Below are 19,105 nucleotides of genomic sequence, written 5' to 3' on the forward strand. Positions count from 1 at the left end.
TCGTTATTGCCAGATACAATAGATGGGAAGATGAAGGGGAATAACCCAGTGGGAGAAAAATAAGGGGAGATTTTACCGTTAGATGTAGAGTAGACGTGGTTTTTGCGGAAAATAAGGGGAGTTTTTCCCTTTATTCAAAGCAAATCTGCCTATCTTCACGTTTTTTGAGTCAAATAAGAGGAATTTCTCCCTCTATTTAAGCTGTTTTCAGTACTATTTGCTAATTAAGGGGAATTTTTCCCTCTATAATCCTCAATTAGCAAAGAACCTGGTTTCATTGCTGAAGAAGGCAAAAATTTAACGGGAAACCGGCTGCTCAACCGATCTGGGGCTTACTTGAATAACGCATAATAGAAGTGAGGAGCTGCAAGGTCGTTGGCAGCTCCTCTTTTTTGTGCAATTTTTCATACATATTACACTTCAAAACAGCCTGCAAAAGTCTTTGTATTTTAACCCGCAAATCACCAGCAAATAGGCATTTTCTCCCACTCAACCGAACGAGTTAACCTTTTGATTGAAGTAGGGTTTGTTAATTTTCGAGGAAAAACCCCATAAACATTACACTGGATATGGCCCTCGCCATGTCCAGTCTGCTAACTTCTTAAGATTCATGGCAGCAAACGTAAGCATCGCCTGCATTGAAACTTTTTTCAGACCTCTCAAGGTCGTCCAACGCATGCCATGCTTCTCTTTCGCATCAGCAAAACCTCTTTCAATTGTTTCTTTGCGGTGTGCGTAAAATGTTTTATTCAAATTAGTGTGCCTCAGATGTTCAACCTTCCTAACTAAGTGGTCTTGCGGGACCAACTGGTCCAGGGCAATCATCTCAATTTGACTTCTTCCATCTACTACATGTTTTGATAACATTGTGAATCCCCCACAGGTTTTTTATGTTAGGTGTCAAACCAGATTTAATTCACAAAAGGTTGATTGGAGCGGAAGGAAGGCGTACGATCTCCTGCGGGACCAGCGTGACAGGTGAGCCCCCGCAGGCGAAGCTGAGGAGGCTCATCTGGCTCCAGCGGCCAACGACTAGCGGATTTCGGTCTCCTTCCTTACGATAAGTCAGCATCGAATCGCTCCACTCTTCGTGATTCCTTTATCTCATATGTAGCCAGTCCAGTCCGTACGCAGCTGAACGGGCCTTTCCGCTTTTTAATGATAAGTCATCATCAACTCACTATGTTCGTTGTGATTCCTTTATCTCATACAGAAGCCCTCCAAACCGTACGTCGTTGAACGGCCACTTCCGCTTTTTAGTCAATCCAGCTCCAGCGCCTAGCCCCTCGGGGTCATAAGCCCATCCGCCGAGAAGGCAAAGTTCAGCCTTCCTGCCGGCTCGTCTTATGCCTGTCGGGGCTGATCAAGGCGCTTCCGCTTTTTAGTCAATCCAGCTTCAGCGCCTAGCCCCTCGGGGTCATAAGCCCATCCGCCGAGAAGGCAAAGTTCAGCCTTCCTGCCGGCTCGTCTTATGCCTGTCGGGGCTGATCAAGGCGCTTCCGCTTTTTAGTCAATCCAGCTTCAGCGCCTAGCCCCTCGGGGTCATAAGCCCATCCGCCGAGAAGGCAAAGTTCAGCCTTCCTGCCGGCTCGTCTTATGCCAGTCGGGGCTGATCAAGGCGCTTCCGCTTTTTAGTCAATCCAGCTCCAGCGCCTAGCCCCTCGGGGTCATAAGCCAATCCGTCTAGAAGGTTAAAGAGCCAACCTTCCTGCCGGCTCGTCTTATGCCAGTCGGGGCTGATCAAGGCGCTTCCGCTTTTTAGTTCCCCGCACGCCCCGCGGAGTCGTGCGCCTGTAGCGGAAATCAACTATTCCTTCCAACCACCCAAGTTTTTAGTTAAGAAGTAGTTAACTAATTATACAAAAAAAGATTGTAGACATGGTCCAAATCTTGGACTTTGTCTACAAGCTGAGAGCATGTAAATCATGCACTTTTTTATGAAAAATCTCACTCCTCGACAAAATTCAACACCCCTGCTCTTTGGGTTTTAATATGATAGTACTTATATTGCTTAAGGAGAGGGTACCTATGTCATTTCCAGAATTAGAAACTTCCCGTTTGAAACTCATCGAAATTACAGAACAACACACAGAGCGTTATTTTGAAATCATGTCACTTGATTCAGTCACTCAATATTATGGAATGGAAAGCCTTCAAAGGATAGAGCAGGCTGCTGGCATTGTACGATCGTTTAAAACAGGTTTTGACAGTAAAAGCTCCATGAGGTGGGGGATTGTTATTAAGGAGATGGAAACCTTAATTGGTACTGTGGGGCTTAATAACCTTCAGATTGCCCAAAAAAGAGCGGAAATTGGGTTTGAGATCCACCCGGATTACTGGAACCGCGGCTATACCTCCGAAGCGGCAAAAGCAGTTATTCAATATGCTTTTGCAGAACTGGGAATATACAGGATTGGAGCCGTAACCTTCCTGGATAATAAAGCTTCATTCGGACTTTTGGAGAAAATCGGCTTCAAAAGAGAAGGAATATTACGGGGATACATCCACCAAAATGGAAAATTCAATGATACTTATGTTTTTTCTTTGCTGGCGCCTGAGTGGCAACCCCATTTTCAACGCTGACGTCTCTTTCTCCTTTGTCCTGTGGAGGAAGCATAATTTCAGTGATTTCACGCAAACTATTTCCATCTTTATAAAATGGAGGCAGGCTTATGGATATTAACAGAGTTAAACAAATATTGGCTTCTTCGGCGGATGTTGACGTTACATATCAAGGAGTGTCGGTGTGGATAGATGAACTGCTTGAAGGTGAAAAGCTGGCAACGGTCCATTTAAGAGGACCGCTTGAGGAGCGTTCGCAAGTTGCTATCGAAGATTTAATTGAAGAATCGTAAGCAAAGCACCCTGTTTAAGGGTGTTTTTTGTCTTCCATATGCCTGGTTCCAGGCAACAATTAAATTAGGCATCAATCCAAAACGCTAACAGCTCTGTAAAGTATCATATTACAAATTTCATTCTGGAAATTTGCATAATTTAGTGAAGTACTACCAGGAGAAGGTTCCATACCATAAATCTTGAATAAATAGAATTACATGAATGTTACAAAAACATTAAAAAGCTTTTTTGTAGTTTAATAGACTGTGCAGGTGGAAGAATAAGAGCAAAGGTTAAGATAAAAAGACGAGGCTACAAAAGAAGTACAGCAGCCCAGAAGACAGCTAGAGAAATTCGACTTAAATCCAGAAAATGATTTCATTATTTAAGGAGGAATTTATTATGGCTAAAAACAACAATCAAAACGACAATGGGAAAATGAGTTTGGAAGAAGCAGGCCGCAAAGGCGGCAAAACAACATCACAAAATCATGACAAAGAATTTTATCAGGAAATTGGCCAAAAGGGCGGAGAAGCGACGTCCAATAACCATGATAAAGAGTTCTATCAGGAAATTGGTGAAAAAGGCGGAGAAGCGACGTCTGAAAATCATGATAAAGAGTTCTATCAGGATATTGGTAAAAAGGGTGGAGAAGCCACATCAGATAACCATGATAAAGAATTTTATCAGGAGATTGGTGAAAAAGGTGGAGAAGCCACGTCGAATAACCATGACAAAGACTTCTACCAGGAAATTGGAGAAAAAGGCGGAGAAGCCCGCAGCAGACAAAATAATAATAACAACAGCAACTAATATCAGCTGACTGACTTCAGTTTAAACAACTATCAGGAGCTTGCACTTATCCGGTGCAGGCTCCTTTGTATCTTTAGAGCTGGTTTAGAATGTTTTTAAAAAAGGGTAACAGTATAGAGAGTCATAGAACAAATAAATTAAATCAAGCATCAGCTGTATATGCAGGAGGGGAAAACATGAAGGCAAGAGACATCTTGAACAATCAAAAATTTGACCGCAATGGAGATCAATATAAAGCAGTGGGAGATTACGGTATGACTGCCAGTGCCACAAAAGAGGCAAGTGATATTGGTGCAGAAGTGCTGAAAAATGGGGGGACAGCTGCTGATGCAATTGTGGCTATGCAATTTGCCCTGGCGGTATCAGAACCATTCAACACTGGAGTGGGAGCCAGTGGATTTATTATCTATCATCATCATTCCACAGGCGACACCAAGGTTTTCAATGGACATTCAAAAGCCCCGGAAAGTGCTCATCCGAAGCTTTGCTACAATGACGAAGGTGAATTGATTCCCTTTGTCGAACGGACCATGAATGAAAGTTTCGTAGGGATTCCAGGTATCATGAAAGCAGTGGATGCTATTAACAAAACTTATGGGACCAAGGAATTGGGAGAACTGATCGATCCATCAATCAATCTTGCTGAGAATGGAATAAGAGTGAATTTCCTGTGGGATATGGCCCTCAAGCTCTATGGAGACCGGGTTGGCAATACAGCAAAAGACTTATTCTTTCCAAATGGTGTGCCTCTTGTAGAAGGAGATATTGTCAGAAACAAAGCGCTCGCAAATACCTTCAAGATTTTTAAAGAAGAAGGGATCGATGCCCTTTATAAAGGAAGAATTGGACAGGCAATCATTGACCGGCTTCAATCTCATAATGGCCATATGGAAAAGAGCGACCTTGAAAGATACGAATGTAAAATACAGGAGCCAGTTATACGGAATTACCGGGGATTTGAAGTCGCAGTTCCTGCACCACCTAATGGCGGGGGAACGAATGTCCTTCAAATACTGAAAATTATTGAAAAATTCGATTTGAGCAGCTATACAGCATCTTCGTGGGAAAAATACTTTATTCTTTCTGAAGCGATGCGCCTGGTCTTTTCGGATAAACTCGCCTATATGAGTGATCCGGATTTTCATAATGTACCGGTAAATGGCCTGCTTGATCCAGATTACATTGCTGATAGAGCTAAGATGATCGATTTTGACGGGAGAAACCCTGACATCGATTTCGGTAACCCATGGGAATATGATAAAAGCGAAATGAAACCTGGGGCCGTTTCCCAAAAAAGAACAGAAGGCGGCGAGACAACTCATTTCACCGCTGTAGACAGATGGGGTAATGTGGCGGCCTGTACCTCTTCCTTGGAACATTATTTCGGAGCAGGAATCATGATTGAGGAATATGGATTTCTTTTGAATAATGATCTGACTGACTTTAAATCTGAGGAAAACCATATCAATGAAATGCAGGGTGGAAAATATCCAGTCAGTGCAAAGTGTCCGACAATCATCTTTAAAGATGGCGAGCCTTTCATGACATTGGGTTCTCCTGGTGGCCCTACCATTGTTTCATCTGTTGCGCATGTCATCCTGAATGTGATTGATTTCCAAATGGATTTGAAGGAGGCAATTGAACATCCGCGGATCTATAACAGTACTGCCCCGGAAGTCTGGGTAGAGGATGATTTCGACCCTGGTGTGAAAGGGAAATTAAAGACATTAGGAATAGAGATACTGGATGATTCCATGCCGATCGGTAACGTTCAGGCTATCCTGATCGACAAGGAGAATAATAAATTTTATGGGGCGGCAGACTCCACCCGCCCAGGAAAAGCAACAGCTGTTTGGAAAGAAGAGGCTGAAAAACGAATATAAAAAGGCTGCGATTGCAGCCTTTTTCTTATGGTGTTTCTGCCCTATTTATAATTACCTTTAAAATTTGAAACGTTTACACATAAATCCAACGGGTATTTGAGAAAATGACGGTAAATGAATTTATCATTATGAAATGGAGGGAATAGGATGAGAAAACCCGATCCAGCAAAAGATATTAATATGGAAGAAAAACCGAAAGTGACAAACGAAGAACCCCAAAATCGGGTGAAAAATGAACCAGCTGCGGAAGTGAAGAATGAAATGCCTGTCAAAGAAGAGAAGAATGGAGAGGAAATCACAAATCCTTATCAAATAGCCCAGCAATTAATCAAACGGGCAACGGAAGCGCTTGAACTTCCTGAAGGGGTCTATAATATTCTGAAGAAACCAAAGCGTGTAATGAAGGTATCGATTCCGGTTAGACGGGATAATGGCGAGTATGTCAATTTTACAGGTATGCGCTCGCAGCATATAGATATCCTCGGACCCACTAAGGGCGGAATTCGCTTTCATCCAGGTGTCAATGAAGATGAGGTAGTGGCGTTGTCCATGTGGATGTCATTGAAGTCTGCTCTTGTTGGACTCCCGTTTGGAGGTGGTAAAGGCGGGGTCATTGTGAACCCGAAAGAACTTTCAGAAAGGGAGCTTGAAGAATTGAGCAGAGGCTATATAAGAGAACTCGAGCCAATTATTGGACCGGATAAAGATGTTCCAGCTCCTGATGTGAACACCAACGGACAAATAATGGGGTGGATGTTGGATGAGTTTGACCGACTGCGGGGGAAAGATGTTTCCGGATTCATTACAGGCAAACCTGTCATCATTGGGGGATCGGAAGGCCGTATCGAAGCTACAGGCAGAGGCGTCGTCATTAATATCATGGAGGCGGCTAAACGGCTTGACCTTGAAATGGATAAACTCTCAGCTGTGGTACAAGGTTTTGGAAATGTCGGTTCCATCACGGCCAAACTGCTTCATGAGCAAGGCGTAAAGGTGACTGCTGTAACCGATGCAGGCGGGGGAGCCTATCAATCCAACGGCCTTGATATTGTCAGTCTGATTGATTATGTCAACGAGCATGGGACGGTTAATGGTTTTGAAGGAAGCGACCCCATTTCGAATGAAGAGTTGTTTGCTGCAGATTGTGACATCCTTGTTCCGGCTGCGCTGGAGAATCAGATTACCGAAAAGACTGCCCCGACAATTAAAGCCAAAATTGTAGCAGAGGCGGCTAACGGTCCGACGACTCCGCAAGGCAATCAAATAATGGAGCAAAAAGGGATCTTTGTCATTCCTGATATTCTATGTAATTCTGGTGGAGTAACCGTTTCATACTTTGAATGGGTGCAAAACGCAATGCATTACTTCTGGAAAGAAGATGAAGTGAATGAAAAATTGAAAGAGAAAATGGAAAATGCTTTTGACAGTGTTTACCGGATGAAGCTGGAGAAGAATTCGACAATGAGGGAATCCGCTTATCTTGTCGGAGTGGGCCGTCTGGCAGAAGCCATGAAAGCTAGAGGCTGGATAAAAAACTGGTCCATGCCGATAGAATGTTAATAATAGAGGGCTGCATTCCATAATGGTTGATGCTTGTGGATTTTCCTGTGGATACCGGGGCTTTTTTATCTGATCGGAAGAGCAGCTCATTTCTGGCTACCTTTTTAAGAAATTTTGGTGAAATAGAACAATATATTATACAACTCTGAAAAGAGCCTTCTGGAAAAGAAGATCGAAGCAGCCATGCCTTACGTTGCTTCGGTCTTCTTTTTTTTAAAAATATATGACTTTAGAAAAGGAGCCAGGCAAATCATAAAGATATTTTGAAATGTGACCAGAACGAAAGTACTTTTCTTATTGATGACCTTCAGACGAGCAAGGAGAGAATTCATTCCCGTCATTATCAGAAATGTGAAGACCTTAACGCTTAGTTTATTTCTAATGGCAGGCAGCAGGGATGCTGCCGAAAAGATGAACATATATAAAGGGGAAAGTAAAAAATGCTCCTTCCAACTGTGGAATCGGCCAAAACCGATCTTGTTTTTTTTGTAGATATCAAAACTGAAAAACAACGTCTTTGTTACGACACCAATAGATAAAAAGGTGGAGAGCCACAGGAAGGTACTTTTCTTTAAGCGCAAGTTATCATCCCAAAAATCACTGATAAAAAAATATACAGGAAGAAGCAAAGTTGTATAGACCGGTTTCCACCAATGAAGTTTGTAATTTCTAATCTTAAGAAAATATAGTTCAATAAGGTGGAAATAAAGGGTGAATAGAAACTTGAAAATTGAGCTGAGCCGGAAAGTGGTAAGGAAAGTAGCTGTTATGGGCACATAAATGGCTTGAGAGAGCAAGGCCCCTAAGGCATTATCAAGCTGCCGCTTTTTTAATATTTTTGGATTGTACCGATATGATTCCAACAAATTGAACACAAGGTACTCGAATATATAGGCAAAGCTGATATTTGATAAAAGCAGTGTAACCGTCTGTCGTTCACGCTTCTTCAATAGGGTGAAAAGTAATAGGGAAATATGCACGATAGACAGCAATATAAAAGGCATCGAATTTTTATTGGTTCGTTTCAAGACCTAGTATACCTCCTTTAGCACATTAGCCCGCTAAGTCTGCCGTTGTATTTGTTAATTATACTTTGATGGGTTGAGGCTTGTTATACGCATTCTCCTATTTTTTTTACAAGAATGGGCATTTGCTGATTTATTTTTTCGATTTCTTATGTTAATATTAGACTCAACAGAAAACCTGAGTATTCTTATCGGGTTTATTTGAAAAGACAAGGGTGATAGATAATGAGTCGAGAATTTGTTGATTTATTCAATAACTGGGCCCAAACTTATGATCAAACAGTTTCCGAAGACGGAGATCTGGAATATAGAGAAGTATTCGAAAATTATGATGAAATTCTCCAGTCGGTTGTTGCAAACACAAAAGGGCCGAATGTAATGGAATTCGGGGTTGGAACAGGTAATCTTACAAGAAAATTGGTGAATAGAGGGTTCAAAGTATTCGGAATTGAACCATCAGAAGAAATGTTGAAAATTGGTCAATTGAAAGTGCCAGAGGCAAAAATTAAGGATGGTGACTTCCTTGCTTTTCCAATACCGGATGAAAAGATTACGTCAATCGTCAGCACGTATGCATTTCATCACCTGACTGATTTGGAAAAAGAAAAAGCGTTGAAAAAATTCAGTGAAATCCTTCCTGAAGATGGGGTAATTGTTTTTGCGGATACAATCTTCAAGGATAAAGCGGCAAGAAGATCGATCATGGAACAAGCAATTGCGTCCTACTTCCATAATCTGGTGGATGATTTGAACAGTGAGCATTACACCTATCTGGATATATTGAAGAAGATGTGTGAGAAGCATGGGTTTTCAGTTGAATTTATTCAGAAAAATAAGTATGTTTGGATTATGACAGCAACGAAAAAGTAAATCCCAGTAAAGGGAGGCAGAACTCGTCAATGACCTACCTTTAAAATGTTCTGCCTTTCTCATAATATAAAAAGAAAGCGAGAGATGGTTATGCCTAAAATGAACGTAGAAAGTTTCAACCTCGATCATACAAAAGTAAAAGCCCCCTATATAAGATTGGTCGGGATTACAGAAGGACAGAGCGGGGACAAAATTTATAAATATGATTTCCGGATTAAACAGCCCAACAAGGAATATATGGATATGCCTGCCTTGCATTCCCTTGAACATATGATGGCAGAATTCAGCAGAAATCATCATGATAGGATCGTGGATATCGGCCCTATGGGATGCCAAACAGGTTTTTACATTACAATCCTGAATGATGACAGCTTCGATACTGTTTTGGATGTCATTGAAAATACATTAAAAGATGTTCTGGAAGCAACTGAAGTTCCGGCGTGTAATGAAGTCCAATGCGGATTTGCAGCAAGCCACAGCCTTGAAGGCGCAAAGGAGCTTGCTAAAGATATGCTGCAAAAAAGAGATGAGTGGACCGAAGTATTCGCATAATAAGGGGAGCTAGTCTTGAAGTATGTTAAAAGTGTACAAGAACTTATCGGGCAAACCCCTATGGTTGAATTGACCAAAATAGGGCTGCCTGAAGGTGTCCGGTTGTTTGCGAAACTGGAATACTTTAACCCGGGAGGAAGCATCAAAGACCGATTGGGTATGAAATTGATCGAAAGTGCCGAACGATCAGGTACTTTAAAGCCTGGAGGAACCATTATAGAGCCTACAGCTGGAAATACCGGAATAGGGATTGCCCTTGCGGCAGTGGGGAAAGGCTATAGAGTCATATTTGTAGTACCTGAAAAATTCAGCATGGAAAAACAGACACTCATGCGGGCTTTAGGTGCTGAGGTAGTCAACACTCCCACAGAACAAGGGATGAAGGGAGCCATTCAAAAGGCCAAGGAACTATCCGCCGAAATTGAGGGTTCGTACTGTCCCCAACAATTTGGAAATCCTTCAAACCCAGAGACCTACTATGAAACGCTGGGTCCTGAAATTTATGAAGCGTTAGATGGAAAAGTGGATATATTTGTAGCGGGCGGAGGAACTGGCGGCACATTCATGGGAACATCAAAATATTTAAAGGAGAAAAATTCTCTTTTGAAAACAGTCATTGTGGAACCTGAAGGATCAATCCTGAATGGAGGTCAGTCAGGTCCACACAAGACTGAAGGGATCGGTATGGAGTTTTTGCCGCCCTACATGGATACCAGCTATTTCGATGATATTTATACAATCAGCGATAGAGATGCTTTTAAAGCATTAAAAGAACTTGCGCTGAAAGAAGGCTTGCTCGTTGCCAGCTCATCAGGTGCAGCCTTCGTTGCAGCATTTGAGGAAGCAAAAAAAGCGGAAAAAGGAACGAACATCGTTACAATTTTTCCTGACAGCAGTGAACGATACTTAAGCCAAGGAATATATGAGGAGTGAAATCATGAGAAGAAAAACAAGATTGATACACGGTGGAATTACGGGAGATGAACAAACAGGAGCGGTTTCCGTACCGATTTATCAAGTCAGCACCTATAAACAAGATGGTGTAGGAAATCACCGCGGTTTTGAATATTCCCGTACAGGAAATCCAACACGTCATGCCCTAGAAACATTGATTGCAGATATCGAGGGAGGACATGCAGGCTTTGCATTCGGTTCAGGAATGGGAGCCATCACTTCTTTGCTTATGCTCTTCAAAGCAGGAGATCACATTATTTTTACAGATGACGTATATGGCGGTACATATCGCCTGATATCAAAAGTGATGAACCGCTTTGATCTTTCAGTTTCATTTGTGGATACTTCAGATGTAGAAAAGATTAAGGAAGCGATACAGCCTAACACGAAGGCCATTTATATTGAAACACCAACTAATCCTCTTTTGAAGATTACTGACCTGCAAGCAGTATCAGGAATTGCAAAAGAAAATGACTTACTATTCATCGTTGATAATACGTTCAGCACCCCGTATTGGCAAAACCCAATTGACCAGGGGGCGAATATTGTCCTGCACAGTGCCACTAAATATCTTGGAGGACACAGCGATGTAGTTGCTGGCTTGGTTGTCGTCGATTCTGCGCAACTTGCGGAAGATCTCCATTTTGTCCAAAATTCTGCAGGTGCCATTCTTGGACCGCAGGATTCATGGCTGTTGATGAGGGGAATTAAAACACTCGGAATCAGAATGGAAGAAATCGAATCAAACACAAAACAGTTTGTTGAATTCTTAGTGAACCATCCAAAGGTCAGCACCATTTATTATCCTGGTCTTGAATCACATAAAGGCAGTGATGTTCACAACAAGCAGGCACGCGGAGCTGGAGGCATGATTTCTTTTGATGTCGGCAGTGAGGAGAATGCTGATAAATTATTGACGAATGTACGCTATTTCACATTAGCGGAAAGTCTTGGAGCGGTGGAAAGCTTGATCTCTGTCCCTGCTAAAATGACGCATGCTTCCATTCCTGCAGAAAGAAGAGCTGAGCTGGGGATTACGGATGGCCTGGTGCGTGTTTCAATCGGTTTAGAAGATATAGAAGATCTTATTGAAGATGTCGAGCAAGCACTGGATAAATAAGCGGGTACTCTTATTCGCATCAGACCATAGAAAACCCCACTTCAATCATTGAGGTGGGGTTATTCATTTTTCCGGGTGAAAAGTCATTTGAATCTCAAACTGCATATGGCAACTGCTGTTACATTTTACAAATTCCTTGGAATGCACGACACATTACCGTCACTTTAACTTTTGATATATTTACACGCTTATTGAAAATAATCTTTCCTTTTTTACTGTTTATTTCGTGTTTTTGTATTTAAAACACGAATAAACATGTGTAATAAAGAATAAAAGAAGGGAATTGCAGAAAACAATGAAGCCGCTTATTTTGAAAGAAGCAGTATCACCGGAATGAACTGAACGAAAGATTAAAGACTTAACTGAAATTGTGTTTGGAGATAGAAGAGAGGTAAGGGATGTGAGGCTATGTTCATTTTCAGCGGTACCCATCCCGGCTACTGGATGAAGGCGGTTCAAGCTTAAAAAAGGGTCTTTGTAAGGAGATCATCGTTACTGGAGGAAAGAGTCTGACAGGGGTGCCGCATCCTGAATGGCATGATAAACAGGCGAGAGAAGCCCAGGTAATCATGTCTCATAGGCATCCCCAGAGAATAGATGGTGCTTGAAGACCAGTCCACAAATCATTGGAAAATGTGCTGTACGCTAAGCAAGTTTTTGATTTCTAAGGAGTTGAAAAACGGCTTTACATTTGTAAAAGCCATGTCGCTGGAAGACAGGAAAGAAAACTAAGCAAGCATCTTGGCGGCCAGATTGACTATATTCCTTTTCCCTTGATGCTGAATATTAAGGGATAAAGGTAACTAGAGATACCTGGAGTAATTCTGGAACTGGAAGAAACAGGGTGTGGGGAGAGTTTCTCAGAATTGCAGCTTATGGAGAAAAAGGAGACATAATGCCGTTGTTAAATAAGATTGAAAATAAAGCAAGCATGATAAGAAGGCTGCAGTTTGCTGCCTTCTTATTTTACTTCCACCACAACCGTGCCTTTTCCAGTCCCCTCATAATCGACGTCAATTTTCCACAGGCCGTCATCTGGGAAGGTAATGAGGAGTGGTGCCCTTTGTTTACTCATCTTGACAGTAATTGGTTCGATGGTATCTCCATTTTTGGAAGTAAATGATAATGTAGCATCTTTTCCATCCTGACTGCCGGGAATGAAGAGTACAGTTTCAAATGGAGAATCTGCATAAGGAAATTCTTCATGAAGGATGGCAGGACCATTTTTCTCCCCTGTATAAAGCTGTAAATCTCTTTCAAACATGGGACTGGTATACCACTGAACTTTGGACAGACCGTAGTAATGGCCTCCGATAATCGTAAGGGAGAATAATAATAAAACAATTTGGGTCCACCAGAAATGGGAGGTTTTTTTAAAACTGTTTACAAGCTCAGATTCAGGCGCAAACCATTTCGCCAGCAGAAAAACAAAGTTAAATAAAAGCACAGCAAATCCAAGAAATAGCAGCATTTTACCTCCTAAGTTATTGGAATTTTATAAAGTAAGTATATGTTCAGTATAACATAGGATATTAACAGAAAATGACAAAAGCAGTGTATCGTGGATACACTGCTCCAGTCTACCTATTTATGGGTGCTCTCTGCACTTCCTTGCGTTCAAAGTCCAAATCTTCAGAGGAGAAAACCATGATAATCATCTGACTGCCGGCTACGAACGATCTGATTAAAAGCGGCTGATTATGCAGATTTTTGAAAGTGAAGTCAGGACCATACCAGCTGACCGTTGCATCCCTCTTGGGAGGAACATAAGGGACTCTTCTGCTGTGGGAATAACGTTCAAGAATTTTCACCCCTGCACGGTCCACAGCATTGAACAGGGTGGATGAAACCTGGCAGATTCCTCCTCCCACACCTTCTGACAGTTCTCCTCTTACAATGACTGGTGCAGGAAGGTATCCTTTTGAAGCCGTCCGTCTGCCTACCACTTTGTTAAAGGAAAAAGTCTCTCCAGGAAAAACAACATGATTGTTGATGGCTTCGGATGCCAGCATGATGTTATGGACTCTTTCTTTGTTTCTGCTGTTAAAATAGGTGACATAATGGCTTATTCTTTTTCGTTTAATTCGTTCAAGCAGTTCACTGTCCACCTTTGGATAGACCGGCTTAAATGGAATCTTGACCGAGGCAGGCTGGTTTTTGTAAAAAGCGTTGTAGAAGGAAGTTTTGAACGTTCTCTCATCCACTGCTTTTCCTGTTTGTTCGCTGACAATGGCGCCCTGTCCATTAAGTGTTGCGTCGACAGGCTCCATTGCCAATTGTTTATTCAGAAGGAAGATTAAGTCATTAAGCTTTTGTTCATTGACCAAGTAGTCTGGGTATGGGGTCATTTGATACTCTGAACGATCCACATCTGCTATGATTTCCTTCTCATTTTCTATCTGCAGCTTAACTGGAGCCGTCTGGATTTGAGCAGCGACTAAGAATGACAGCAGTAATTTCACACGTTTTGCCTCCTTATCATTGGTTCAAAAGTGTCAGCAGGGGAGTGCCGTCAACCTTCCACGGTGAGAATGGAGACGCTTTGAAGACCGTAAAGGTTACTTTCGTATGAAGAGGTCCGTAGTCTTTTAAGTAAATCTCCAGGTCAGTTTGGACCTCTTTTATTAGAGAAGGAGTTTCCTTTTTGCTTAAACTTATCTGCCACCTGATAGCATCAATCTTCTCAAGAACTTTCTGGTCAGCTTTCTGGACCGTTGTGGTTTTCTTAATCAATCCCGCATCGTTATTTTTAACTCCAGCTAAGAATGTTTCCACTAAAGCCTGAGCTTCAAGTTGGGCTATAAATGGATCCAGTTTTCCTCCGGCTTTCAGTACCATCAAATGGTGGGAGAGGTCAGGGGAATGGGTCTTATGGGTAGTGCTTCCCTTGAAGTGGATGCAGAAATGGCCAGGAAACCCATTTTGTAAAGCTCCCGCACCATGGGGCATCCCATGCATGGAGCCTGCAATAAGCAGGTTCCCAGAGTAGACCAAAACCGCTCTTCGTTTCCAGCTCCAGTTTCCGTTATAAATCTCTTTCATGGTTTTTGTATCTTTATTTGTTAATGGCTGGACATCAGCATGACTGCTGCCTGCCCGTCTCTGTGCCTTGAAACGTTTTCCTGTGTCCACATCGATGACAGTGAATATTGATTTTCGCGGAAGGAGTTCATCAACTTTTTCCCACGGGACCATTTCAATATGAAAATCAATGCTCGGGGCAGGTTTACTGCTGGCAATAATGGTATGACCCTCTGAATAAACAGTCATGATAAAAAGGATAAGGGCTAATTTTTTCATTTGAAGACCACTCCATCTATCTTGTATTAACCTTATATTGTGCGGAAACATTCCCAAGGATGACTTCAAATATATGGAATAAGGAAAACGCTTTAGCGCTTTAAAGGAAGAAGGGACTGTCCCTCACCACTTTAAAGCACTGAAGTGTATGAAGGTAAATTACTTTGAATTTGAGATAATTCACGATATGATTGTAAATGAGTCATACTAATTGGGATATTTACTTTTTGAGGAGGGATTCATTTGGAATTGAAACCATTAAAGGGGCAGCACCATGTTTCTGCCATAACAGCGAATGCAAAGGAAAATTATAGATTTTACACAAAGGTATTGGGCATGAGGCTCGTTAAAAAAACAGTCAACCAGGATGATACGTCGGTATATCATTTATTTTATGCAGATGAGAGAGGAAATCCGGGGACAGATCTGACGTTTTTCGAAATCCCGAATGCAGGCCGGACATATCCTGGAACCAACAGCATCTCCACTACTTCTCTCCGTGTTCCTTCTGACGAGGCTCTAAACTACTGGCTGAAGAGATTGGAAGCAGAAGGTGTCGGGCATGATGGGATATCGACTGAGAGCGGAAGAGCGACTCTTGCTTTCAAGGACTTTGAGGGCCAGCGTTTGATGCTTGTATCGGATGAAAACAATCAGGGAGTAGAAGGCGGGAAACCGTGGAAAAAAAGCCCCGTACCTGAAGCTTATGCCATTCGCGGTTTAGGCCCGGTTCATTTAACAGTAGCTAAAAGGGAAAATACTGAAAAGATTTTAACTGATCTACTGGGCTTCCGCAGAAAAGGGAGCTATTCAACAAAGTTGGATGACAATCAATATGAAGTGAATGTCTTTGAAACAGGTGAAGGTGGTTCCGGTGCAGAAGTGCATATCATTGAACGTCCTGAACTGCCAATTGAAAGACCGGGACGTGGAAGTGTCCACCATGTTGCCTACAGAGTGGAGAATGAAGAAGAACTGAAGAAGTGGGTGGAAGTGCTTAAGGAACTCCGGATTCCAAGTTCTGGATTTGTGGAGAGGTATTATTTCCGTTCTCTATACTTCCGGGAAGCCAATGGAATTCTTTTCGAGCTTGCGACTGACGGACCGGGATTCGAAGGAGACGAAGATTTCGAACACCTTGGTGAAAAACTTGCCCTGCCGCCGTACTTTGAAGATCAGCGTGACCAGATCGAGGCACGTTTGAAACCTCTTGAGACGAAGGAATAGGGGGGGCTGCTAATGGAACACCTTTTTAAACAAGGAACAGAAAATGGACCGACTCTAATTCTATTGCACGGTACAGGCGGAAATGAGCGGGACCTTTTACCACTGGCTGAAATGATAGCTCCTGGACACTCTGTCCTCGGCATAAGGGGAAATGTCTCAGAGCATGGCATGCCGCGCTTTTTCCGCAGACTGGCTGAAGGGGTATTTGACGAAGAAGATCTTGTGTTCCGGACGAAGGAATTAAAGGAATTTATTGATAAGAGTGCAGATCAGTACGGATTTAATCGGAACAATGTAATGGCCATCGGCTACTCCAATGGTGCTAATATAGCTGCCAGCATGATGTATCATGATAGTAATGCCATTCACGGTGCCATCCTCTTCCACGCAATGGTGCCTCTGCGGGGCATGAAAGTGGCCGATTTAAGCGGGACACCAGTGTTTATCGGAGCTGGAGAAAATGATCCATTAATTCCTGCACAGGAAACGAAGGAACTGGCAGATGCCCTTAGAAGTTCAAACGCCGATGTCACGGAATTTTGGACGGCAGGCGGTCATCAGTTGACGAGAGAGGAAGTCGAACAGGCATCAGCCTGGTTTAAAGAAAAGTATTAATAAATTTGCAGGACACCCTTAAAGGATGTCCTGTTTTTTTATGGTTTTTGCGTAAACTCTGTTGCTATTCAAATATGAATGTCAAATATTATTTGGTCATTCACCATATCCCCCCCTGGAAGCAGGAAAGAAAAGAGCTACTCTCCCATTTTTGAGGGAAAAATCCATGGAATACAGGGTGAAAGTCCTGCTCTTGGATTTTTCAGAAAGCAACAATGAGTGCGAAAACAGACTTTTTAAACAGCAAATGTAGCAGTGTAGGTATATTACATTTTAACTGAAAACTGATTCTTTTTGAGTTGATGTGAATAGGAATAATATATCTCATACCCTTTTTAAAACAGCCATCTTCTGCAGGAGCCTGGGATGCGTGGCTTACCACCGGAACTTATCATTGCCGCAAAAAATGGAGAAAGGAAAATCACCTTGTGGGGGGACCAGCCGGATGGAAACAGCTTAGAAGCCGGAGGCAGACTCGTCCATGCAGAATCTCCTTATTCCTTTCGTTTGAATTGGACTCCTGGAGAAACCGGCACAACCGTACCGATGGAATCGGAAGACTATAAAGGAGGAACTTTTCTGCATCTAAATGAAGAAGGATTACCTCTTCTAAAAAGGCTCTTTTCGTAAACTTTGTTGCTATTTGATAATAATGCCGAAAGATAGTGGAGTAATGAAACGGAAAAACCCCTATATAGCAAGAGAGAAAAGAGCTTCTCTCTTCGTTCAGAGCGAAAACTCTGTATGCAGGGGAAAAATCCGGCTTTTGGGATTTTTCCGGAAGCAACAATATATGCGAAAACAGCCTCTAAAAAAGATCGTTCCGGGCAGGTAATATGTGCCGCAGGCTGGGGAGATGCCCACTTGCTTCTGAAAATGAATTTGGAACATGGGGTAAGTATGTAAGGAAGAGTTGAATTTATAAAAAATTGCTGCTGCCCGTAACTTTTCAAGTGATTCATCCGTTTCTATTATAGAGGTACCTGAAGGAGTGATGAAATTTGAATGCTAAGCTTAGCAAGACCCATGATACCGCGGATCAAATCATCGCGGTCTATCCTCAATTAATGTCTTATTGCTGTAATCTGACAGGTGATAATTGGGATGGGGAAGACCTTGCACAGGAGACAATGTTTAAAGTGCTCGTTTCATATAGCGGGACGACTCAGAAATTGAATGCAGGTCTATTCTATACGATTGCCCGAAACCAGTGGATTGACATAGTCAGAAAGAGATCAAAGGAAACTTTGACTGACCGCATTGAGCACGAAGAAAGGCACTGCCCATCTTCATCATTTGAAATCAGCAATTTAATTGTGACAATCTTAAAAAACTTTACACTGCAGCAGACAGTGATTTTTCTCCTGAAAGATGTTTTTTCTTTTAACAATAAAGAAATATCTGAGGAGCTATCTCTGACAGAAGGTGCTGTAAAGGCATCTTTGTTCAGGACGAGGACACGTATGAAAACAGGAATCTTTAATGGAAAAGAACCGTTTTCCTCAGGATGGGTTGATAGCATCGTGGACGGGATCATGAAGGACAATCCAAAAGAGATTATCCACGTGTTCACTGTTTATCGTCATTCAAGAACAGTCGGCCCATCTCCATACGCATCTGCGTTCTCAATTGGTCCCTCAGATTCCTTTCACAAGAATCCTGTCCTTGCTGCATAATAGGAGGGTGAAATATGGGAACAGTTCCCTATGTAATTGAACAGACAAAAGGCGGAGAACGATCCTATGATATTTATTCAAGGCTGTTAAAAGACAGGATCATCATGATTGGCGAAGAAATCAATGACCACGTTGCAAACAGTGTTGTGGCGCAGCTTTTATTCCTGACAGCTGAAGATAGTGAAAAGGATATTTCGCTGTACATTAACAGTCCTGGAGGCTCCACTTCAGCAGGCTTTGCCATATTCGATACCATGCAATATATCAAACCGGATATCCGTACAATATGTACAGGGATGGCTGCCTCATTTGGAGCATTGCTTCTTCTCGCCGGGGCGAAAGGAAAACGGTTTTCCCTTCCCAATAGTGAAATCATGATACACCAACCTCTCGGCGGGGCAAGGGGCCAGGCGACGGATATTGAGATTTCTGCCAGGCGGATCCTGAAATTAAAAGAGCACATTAATGAAATCATTGCCGAACGGACCGGTCAGAGCTTTCAAAAGGTGGCAGAAGATACAGACAGGGATTATTTCATGTCGGCCAGTGAGGCACTGGAGTATGGGATTATCGATAAAATAGTGTAATCGGATAGACGGAAATGGAGCTCCCAACGGGGCTCTATTTTCATTTTATTAATCGAATAATATATCATCTGCTTGTGAAAGATGTGGT

Annotated in this window: 19 protein-coding genes and 1 pseudogene; 14 read left to right on the forward strand and 6 right to left on the reverse strand. The window is 42.4% G+C overall.

Annotated elements, in window-relative coordinates; translation table 11 throughout:
* Nucleotides 1–558: 558 nt before the first annotated feature.
* Nucleotides 559–786: pseudogene (locus AC4E8A_RS09065) on the reverse strand (transposase); the annotation flags it as partial.
* A 130-nt stretch (nt 787–916) separates the two neighbouring features.
* Nucleotides 917–1,072: a hypothetical protein gene (locus AC4E8A_RS09070; protein ID WP_490198107.1), complete on the reverse strand. Its 156-nt coding sequence runs from the start codon at nt 1,070–1,072 to the stop codon at nt 917–919.
* A 956-nt stretch (nt 1,073–2,028) separates the two neighbouring features.
* Between AC4E8A_RS09070 and AC4E8A_RS09075 the strand changes: the two genes are divergently transcribed.
* From AC4E8A_RS09075 to AC4E8A_RS09095, 5 genes are all read left to right on the forward strand, one after another.
* Nucleotides 2,029–2,583: a GNAT family N-acetyltransferase gene (locus AC4E8A_RS09075; RefSeq protein WP_490198108.1), complete on the forward strand. Its 555-nt coding sequence runs from the start codon at nt 2,029–2,031 to the stop codon at nt 2,581–2,583.
* Between the two features lie 89 nt (nt 2,584–2,672).
* Nucleotides 2,673–2,855: a small, acid-soluble spore protein, H family gene (locus AC4E8A_RS09080; protein WP_490198110.1), complete on the forward strand. Its 183-nt coding sequence runs from the start codon at nt 2,673–2,675 to the stop codon at nt 2,853–2,855.
* A 382-nt stretch (nt 2,856–3,237) separates the two neighbouring features.
* The gene (gsiB, locus tag AC4E8A_RS09085; RefSeq protein ID WP_490198111.1) at nt 3,238–3,648 is read left to right on the forward strand and encodes a glucose starvation-inducible protein GsiB; all 411 of its coding nucleotides are present in this window, start codon (nt 3,238–3,240) and stop codon (nt 3,646–3,648) included.
* 176 nt (nt 3,649–3,824) lie between these two features.
* Nucleotides 3,825–5,531: a gamma-glutamyltransferase gene (ggt, locus tag AC4E8A_RS09090; protein ID WP_490198113.1), complete on the forward strand. Its 1,707-nt coding sequence runs from the start codon at nt 3,825–3,827 to the stop codon at nt 5,529–5,531.
* Nucleotides 5,532–5,792: 261 nt separating this feature from the next.
* Entirely contained in the window at nt 5,793–7,091 is a 1,299-nt protein-coding gene (locus AC4E8A_RS09095) for a Glu/Leu/Phe/Val family dehydrogenase (RefSeq protein ID WP_490198814.1), read from the forward strand.
* Nucleotides 7,092–7,279: 188 nt separating this feature from the next.
* On the opposite strand, the gene AC4E8A_RS09100 is transcribed toward AC4E8A_RS09095, so the two are convergent.
* Entirely contained in the window at nt 7,280–8,119 is an 840-nt protein-coding gene (locus AC4E8A_RS09100; protein ID WP_490198114.1) for a hypothetical protein, read from the reverse strand.
* A 222-nt stretch (nt 8,120–8,341) separates the two neighbouring features.
* Between AC4E8A_RS09100 and AC4E8A_RS09105 the strand changes: the two genes are divergently transcribed.
* The 4 genes from AC4E8A_RS09105 to AC4E8A_RS09120 all read left to right on the forward strand — a co-directional run bounded on the left by AC4E8A_RS09105 (nt 8,342) and on the right by AC4E8A_RS09120 (nt 11,612).
* Nucleotides 8,342–8,986, forward strand: a complete 645-nt coding sequence (locus tag AC4E8A_RS09105) for a class I SAM-dependent DNA methyltransferase (protein ID WP_490198115.1) — start codon at nt 8,342–8,344, stop codon at nt 8,984–8,986.
* Nucleotides 8,987–9,076: 90 nt separating this feature from the next.
* Nucleotides 9,077–9,538 carry an S-ribosylhomocysteine lyase gene (locus AC4E8A_RS09110; RefSeq protein ID WP_490198116.1) on the forward strand — a complete coding sequence of 154 codons (462 nt, stop codon included), beginning with the start codon at nt 9,077–9,079 and terminating at the stop codon, nt 9,536–9,538.
* A 15-nt stretch (nt 9,539–9,553) separates the two neighbouring features.
* Nucleotides 9,554–10,471 (forward strand): PLP-dependent cysteine synthase family protein, encoded by a 918-nt coding sequence (locus tag AC4E8A_RS09115; protein ID WP_490198117.1) that lies wholly within the window; start codon nt 9,554–9,556, stop codon nt 10,469–10,471.
* A gap of 4 nt (nt 10,472–10,475) precedes the next feature.
* Nucleotides 10,476–11,612, forward strand: a complete 1,137-nt coding sequence (locus AC4E8A_RS09120; protein ID WP_490198118.1) for a bifunctional cystathionine gamma-lyase/homocysteine desulfhydrase — start codon at nt 10,476–10,478, stop codon at nt 11,610–11,612.
* Nucleotides 11,613–12,573: 961 nt separating this feature from the next.
* Here AC4E8A_RS09120 and AC4E8A_RS09125 read toward each other — a convergent pair.
* From AC4E8A_RS09125 to AC4E8A_RS09135, 3 genes are all read right to left on the reverse strand, one after another.
* Entirely contained in the window at nt 12,574–13,083 is a 510-nt protein-coding gene (locus tag AC4E8A_RS09125) for a hypothetical protein (protein ID WP_490198119.1), read from the reverse strand.
* A 109-nt stretch (nt 13,084–13,192) separates the two neighbouring features.
* Nucleotides 13,193–14,074: a VanW family protein gene (locus AC4E8A_RS09130; protein WP_490198120.1), complete on the reverse strand. Its 882-nt coding sequence runs from the start codon at nt 14,072–14,074 to the stop codon at nt 13,193–13,195.
* Between the two features lie 16 nt (nt 14,075–14,090).
* Nucleotides 14,091–14,912, reverse strand: coding sequence for a hypothetical protein (locus AC4E8A_RS09135; protein WP_490198121.1), 822 nt, complete (start codon nt 14,910–14,912; stop codon nt 14,091–14,093).
* 243 nt (nt 14,913–15,155) lie between these two features.
* Here AC4E8A_RS09135 and AC4E8A_RS09140 point away from each other — a divergent pair, with 243 nt between their 5' ends.
* From AC4E8A_RS09140 to clpP, 5 genes are all read left to right on the forward strand, one after another.
* A complete protein-coding gene (locus tag AC4E8A_RS09140; protein WP_490198122.1) occupies nt 15,156–16,139 on the forward strand; it encodes a ring-cleaving dioxygenase in 984 nt (327 codons plus the stop codon).
* 12 nt (nt 16,140–16,151) lie between these two features.
* Nucleotides 16,152–16,754, forward strand: a complete 603-nt coding sequence (locus AC4E8A_RS09145; RefSeq protein ID WP_490198123.1) for an alpha/beta hydrolase — start codon at nt 16,152–16,154, stop codon at nt 16,752–16,754.
* 366 nt (nt 16,755–17,120) lie between these two features.
* Nucleotides 17,121–17,384 carry a hypothetical protein gene (locus AC4E8A_RS09150; protein WP_490198125.1) on the forward strand — a complete coding sequence of 88 codons (264 nt, stop codon included), beginning with the start codon at nt 17,121–17,123 and terminating at the stop codon, nt 17,382–17,384.
* Between the two features lie 371 nt (nt 17,385–17,755).
* Nucleotides 17,756–18,430: a sigma-70 family RNA polymerase sigma factor gene (locus AC4E8A_RS09155; protein WP_490198126.1), complete on the forward strand. Its 675-nt coding sequence runs from the start codon at nt 17,756–17,758 to the stop codon at nt 18,428–18,430.
* A gap of 14 nt (nt 18,431–18,444) precedes the next feature.
* On the forward strand, nt 18,445–19,017 hold the full coding sequence (clpP, locus tag AC4E8A_RS09160) for an ATP-dependent Clp endopeptidase proteolytic subunit ClpP (RefSeq protein WP_490198128.1): 573 nt from the start codon (nt 18,445–18,447) through the stop codon (nt 19,015–19,017).
* Nucleotides 19,018–19,105: the final 88 nt, after the last annotated feature.

It is taken from the genome of Bacillus sp. SRL337, from assembly GCF_984799155.1.